The organism is Streptomyces lonarensis, assembly GCF_012033735.1.
In the GTDB taxonomy this organism is placed as follows: Bacteria; Actinomycetota; Actinomycetes; order Streptomycetales; family Streptomycetaceae; genus Streptomyces; species Streptomyces lonarensis.
This window is the reverse complement of sequence record NZ_JAAVJD010000306.1, coordinates 1-5,128: the sequence shown is the minus strand read 5'-3', so window position 1 is coordinate 5,128 and position 5,128 is coordinate 1. Positions and strand designations below refer to the sequence as shown.

General features: G+C 76.1%; 5 protein-coding genes and 1 pseudogene. 5 read left to right on the top strand and 1 reads right to left on the bottom strand.

Annotated elements, in window-relative coordinates; translation table 11 throughout:
* The first annotated feature begins 278 nt into the window (after positions 1-278).
* From HCN56_RS23350 to HCN56_RS23335, 4 genes are all read left to right on the top strand, one after another.
* Entirely contained in the window at positions 279-911 is a 633-nt protein-coding gene (locus HCN56_RS23350) for a sporulation delaying protein family toxin (protein ID WP_167974296.1), read from the top strand.
* A 160-nt stretch (positions 912-1,071) separates the two neighbouring features.
* Positions 1,072-2,088 carry a helix-turn-helix transcriptional regulator gene (locus HCN56_RS23345; RefSeq protein ID WP_167974294.1) on the top strand — a complete coding sequence of 339 codons (1,017 nt, stop codon included), beginning with the start codon at positions 1,072-1,074 and terminating at the stop codon, positions 2,086-2,088.
* 56 nt (positions 2,089-2,144) lie between these two features.
* Positions 2,145-2,738, top strand: a complete 594-nt coding sequence (locus HCN56_RS23340; RefSeq protein ID WP_167974292.1) for an SdpA family antimicrobial peptide system protein — start codon at positions 2,145-2,147, stop codon at positions 2,736-2,738.
* Positions 2,735-3,781 (top strand): sporulation-delaying protein SdpB family protein, encoded by a 1,047-nt coding sequence (locus HCN56_RS23335; RefSeq protein ID WP_312871400.1) that lies wholly within the window; start codon positions 2,735-2,737, stop codon positions 3,779-3,781. The genes HCN56_RS23340 and HCN56_RS23335 overlap by 4 nt, the downstream gene beginning before the upstream one ends.
* Before the next feature lie 62 nt (positions 3,782-3,843).
* Here HCN56_RS23335 and HCN56_RS23330 read toward each other — a convergent pair whose 3' ends face one another.
* A complete protein-coding gene (locus HCN56_RS23330; RefSeq protein ID WP_209313097.1) occupies positions 3,844-4,632 on the bottom strand; it encodes a hypothetical protein in 789 nt (262 codons plus the stop codon).
* 246 nt (positions 4,633-4,878) lie between these two features.
* On the opposite strand from HCN56_RS23330, the pseudogene HCN56_RS23325 reads away from it, so the two are divergent.
* A pseudogene (locus HCN56_RS23325) lies at positions 4,879-5,128 on the top strand (hypothetical protein); the annotation flags it as partial.

The window sequence follows — 5,128 nt, the reverse complement described above, 5'->3', positions numbered from 1 at the left end:
GGCCGCGGTCGTGCCCGGCGCCCGCGGCCCGGCAGGGCGCCCCGCGGGTGTGGCCCGCGGGACCGACGGGGGCGGACGGGACGGTTCCGGCAACATGCTGCAACCCGCTGCACCATGTGCCCGTCCTCACCTCTTGAGGGCGGTGGCGCCCGCTGGGCAGGGTGTGGATCTCCCCCAGCCCACCGCCGGACGGTCGCCGCGCACCAGCAGCGGCGTCGCCGTGCTGCCGCGGCCCGGGGCGGGGGTCGACCGTCGTTTCCGTCCAGGAGGCACCACACGTGAAGTTCTCACCGAAGACGATAGCCACCGCGGCCGCCGTCGCCCTGATCGCCGGAGCGGGGGTCGTCGGCACCGCCCAGGCGTCGACCGCCGCCGCCCCCGCGAGCCACGAGCACCTCATCGAGCAGCACGCGGCCACCGCGACGGAGGACGGCCGCGACCTGCTCCGCGGCCTGGTCTTCACCCAGGGCCCCGTCGCCGACGGCCTGATCAAGGCGGGCTTCTACAACGACACGCCGGAGGTCCTGGAGCACAACCGCAGCGCCGACGCGGTCGCCGCCGCGGACGCCCTGCTCGACACCATCGAGCGGAACGAGCCCACCTTCTTCGCCGACTTCTCCGCCGACCTGCGCAGCGGCGACCCGCGCCGGGTGCAGAGCGGCCTGGAGACGGCCACCAAGGTGCTCGCCGCCCACCAGACCGCCATCGACGAGGCGGTCGAGCCGTACGGCCAGGGCGCCTGCGTCATGGCCATCGTCGCCGTCAACGTCCTCGCGATCGGCAACGCGGTCGCCGTGTTCAACGCCCAGTACGCCTGGGACATCCAGCACTTCTACAGCCAGGTCATACGGGGCGAACTCGGCGCGGAGGAGAGCATCGCGCAGCTCGCCACGGTGCTCCGGACGGCCTGAGCCGTGCCGGCGGGGCCCGGTACGGCCCCGGTTCCGACCGGACCCCGCCGGCCGGAACCGGGCCGCGCCGGGCCCGCGAACGACACCGCTGACCGGGGGAGGTGCACAGGTGCGGAACGAGTCGCCAGGGGCCGACGGCCCACGGACGGGGGTGCCGCAGGTGAGCCGGCGCGTCATGCGGGTGCTCGGCCTGTCCCCGGCGGAGGAGGACGTCTACCGCCGGCTGCTCGCCGAACCGGAGGTCCCCACCCGCCATCTCCGGTCGGTGCTCGGCGCCCGCGCGGGCACCGTGGAAGCGGCGCTCGACCGGCTCCGGGAGCTCGGTGTCGTCGAGGAGCACGGCGAGGGCTGGCGCGCCCAGGAACCGGACGCCGCCGTCGCCCGGCTCGTCGACGACCGCATGGACCACCTGCTGCGCCAGGTCCGCGCCCTCGCCCACACCGGCTCCGTCGTCGAGGAGTTGGAGCGGCACCGCGCCGACACCCCCGTGCCGCCGGACGGCGAGGCCCCGGCGGAGACCGCGCTCGTCGAGCGGATAACCGACCCCGTCGAACTGCAACTGCGGCTGCGTGCCCTGTCGTTCATCTCCTGTGCGGAACTCCTCACCGCCGAGCCGACCGACGTGCTGACCACCGACCACATCCGCCGCACCGAACCGGTGAAGCACCGCCACCTCCGCCAGGGCACCACCGTGCGCCAACTCGTCGCCCCCGACGCCCTGGAGGACCCCCTGGTCGTCCGCCACCTCCGTGAACTCGCCTTCGCCGGCGCCCTGGTCCGGGTCGCCCCCGAGCTGGACCGCACGCTGACCGTCCACGACCGGGAGGTGGCGCACCTCCCGGCCGACCCGGTGGACGGCGACCGCGGCACCCTCTGCGTGCGCGAACCCGGACTGGTCGACACCCTCGTCCGGGAGTTCGAACGCCTCTGGGAGGAGGCCGAGGAGTTCGACGGCGCGGACACCCCGACCGACCCGGAGGGGGACGGCGCCATCAGCGAGGTCCAGGCACAGGTCCTCGCCGCGATGTGCCGCGCGAGCAAGGACGAGACCGGCGCCCGCCGCGTCGGCCTCTCGCTGCGCACCTACCGGCGGCACGTCGCCGAACTCATCCACCTGCTCGGCGCGGACAACCGGGTGCACGCCGCGCTGCTCGCCCGCGACCGGGGCTGGCTCTGACGCCCCACCCGCCTCACCGCGCCCGCCGTGGGCCGCGACGCCAAGGAGTCACCGACATGAAGTGGACCGACCCCGCGCGGTGGCGCGGCCGCATCGCGGTCACCGCGCCCCCGACTACCCGGACGCCACGCAGCTGGATCGCCGCCGCGGCCGCGGTGTGGACGGTGCTGGCCCTGTACGTGGCGCAGGCCCACCTGCCCGACAACGTCGTCAAGCTGCCCGGGCAGGCGTCGGTCACCGACACGAGCCGCGCCGTCCTCCCGCAGGGCTGGGCGTTCTTCACCAAGTCGCCCCGGGACCCCGACATGGGCGCGTGGACGGAGACCGCCGACGGCTGGCAGGACGCCCGCCTCGGCCGCCACGCGGAGTTCGGCTTCGACCGCGCGAGCCGGGCGCAGGGGGTGGAGCTCGGCGTGCTGTTCTACGAGGTCCGCGAGGTCGAGCCCCTGGAGTGCGAGGGGCGGACCGCGCCGGAGTGCCTGGCCGCGGCCCCCGTCAGCGCCGAGGTCGTCAACCCCGGGCCCTCGCCGACGCTCTGCGGCCGGGTGGGGATCGTCCACGAGTCGCCCGTGCCCTTCGCCTGGCGCGACCTCTACGACACCACCCACATCGTCGAGAACGCCCTCGTCCTGGAGGTGACCTGCCCGTGAGGACCATCCCGCTGCCGTGGACCGCCGTCTACGGCCTCGCCCGCACCCTGGTCGCCCTGGCGACGCTGGGCACCGTGCTCCTCAGCTCCACCGACACCCTGTTCCGCCCCGTCTCGGGCATCGAGGAGAGCGTCGGCTGCGGCGGCGTCAGCGGGATCGGGGTGTTCTGCCTCGTCCCGGAGGACCGGCTGACGGCGGCCCGGCTGCTGTGCGTGGCGGTGCTACTGGTCGTCGCCTCCGGCTGGCGTCCCCGCTGGACCGCGCTGCCGCACGCCTGGGTGACCTTCAGCGTCTGGGGCAACGTCGCCATCTCGGACGGCGGCGACCAGATCGCCACCATCCTCGCGCTGCTCCTGTCGCTCACCGCCCTCGGCGACCCGCGCCGCTTCCACTGGGACCGCCTCCCCGCGGACCGTGGCGAGACCCCGGCGAGCCGCGCCGTCGCGCTGGGCTGCCTCTCGGCGCTGGTGGTGGTGCGCGTGCAGATGTCCCTGCTCTACTTCCAGGCGTGCGTCGCCAAGCTGCCCCACGCGGAATGGGCCGACGGCACCGTGATGTGGTACTGGGCCACCCATCCGGCCTTCGGCGCCCCCGGGCTGCTGCAACCGCTGGTCGACCCGGTGATCCGCAACCCGCTCGGCGTCGCCGCTCTCACCTGGCTGCCGCTCGCGATCGAGCTGGGGCTGGCGGTGGCGCTGCTGCTGCCGCAGCGCTGGCGCTGGCGGCTGCTGGCCGCCGGGGTGCTGTTCCACTTCGCCATCGGGCTGATGATGGGGCTCTGGAGCTTCTCGTTCGCGATGTGGGCCGGTCTGGTGGTGCTCTGCTGCCCGCTCGGCGCGCACCTCACCCTCCGGCGGCCGGCCACCGGCACGGACGCCGAGGGCGAGGTTGATGTCGAGGCCGAGGTCGGGGCCGACGGTGCGAGCCGTCACCGGTCGGCGGTCGAGCCCGCCGCGCCGGCTGAGCCCGGCGAAGCCGCTGCACCGGCCGCCCCGGCCGGGTCGCCGGGCGCCCCCGCCCCGGCGGTCCGTTCCGGCGGCTGAGACCCGCACGGTTCCGGGGCGTGGCCGGGGCAGCGGCCCGCCCCGCCGTGGCGCCGCCCCGGTCAGGCCCCGAGGCGATCGGCGGCGGCGCCCCGCACCGGCCGCGTCAGCCGGGCGGCACCCAGCAGCCCGTACCCCGCGACGATCACCGCCGCGATGAACCCGGAGAGCGTCACCACGAACCCGTCGGAGGCCGGGTCCAGGAAGTCGCTGTAGGACTCGACCCCTGCCGCGATCATGAACACCAGGTAGGCCAGCAGCGGCAGCGTCCAGCTCAGCGGGAACCACCACCGCACCCGGTGCTGGTTGCGGCCGACGAACAGCCAGTCGACCAGCACCACCAGCGGCGTCACCAGGTGGGTGAAGAGCGCCGAGGTGGTCAGGTAGCCCGTCTCCAGCCCGTCCATCAGCGTGTGCCACACCACGCCGACCAGCAGCAGCGCGACCGCCGCCGCGCCGCGCGCCCAGGGGCTCGGCGGTTCGATCCGCACCCGGCCGGTCACGAACGGGTAGGCGGCCAGGCCCAGGTACAGCAGGCCGGTGACGAAGCTGGCGAGGTGGCTCAGGTCCTCCAGCGCCAGCAGCGGGTCGCCGAACCGGACGGCGACGTCGGTGTACCCGATGAAGGCGCAGGCGGCGACGGCAAGCCGCCAGCCGGTGAACGCGGCGAGGGCGCTCCCGCCGGGCGGCCTCCCCGCACCGCCGCCCGGAGAGGCCGCGTCGCCGCCCCCGGCCTGCTGCGGCGGAAGCACCGGCGCCGGACGGGCGTCCGCCCCGCCGGCGGTCGCGGCGGAGGTGCCGCCGCGCGGCTGCCCCGGCTCGGCCGCCGGGCCTTCGTTCAGGTGTGTCATGCCAGGACCCTAGCCCGCGGCCCGCCGAAGCGGACCGGAACGTCCCGCTCTCCCCGGCCGTCGGCCGTCCCGCCCCCCTTCGCGCGCACGGGGCTGCGGCACCCCACACCGCGCCGGGCCCCCGGGACCGGGGGCGCCCGGTGACCCGCAGCTGCCCGGCTACTCCTGTCCGCAGCCCGCCCGTTCGCCACGCCGCTGTGGCAGTCTGGGCGCAGGCGGCCGCAGTTGGGCGAGGGAGCAGACACCATGGCGTGGTACGGGCCGGGAGGCACACGGTCGGCGGCGCTCGCCCTGACCGCCGCACTGGCGGTTCTCGCCACCGGCTGCGCCGGCGGCCCCGCGGCCGACCGCGCGGCGCAACTCGCCGCCTCCGAGCAGCGGGAGAGCCCGTCGCCCGGCCCCGCCCCGGACGACGACGCCGGCGGCGGCACCCCCGGCGGCGGCCCGTCCGGCGGGCAGGAGCCCGGCACCCCGGGCGGCCCCGGCGGCGAGCCCG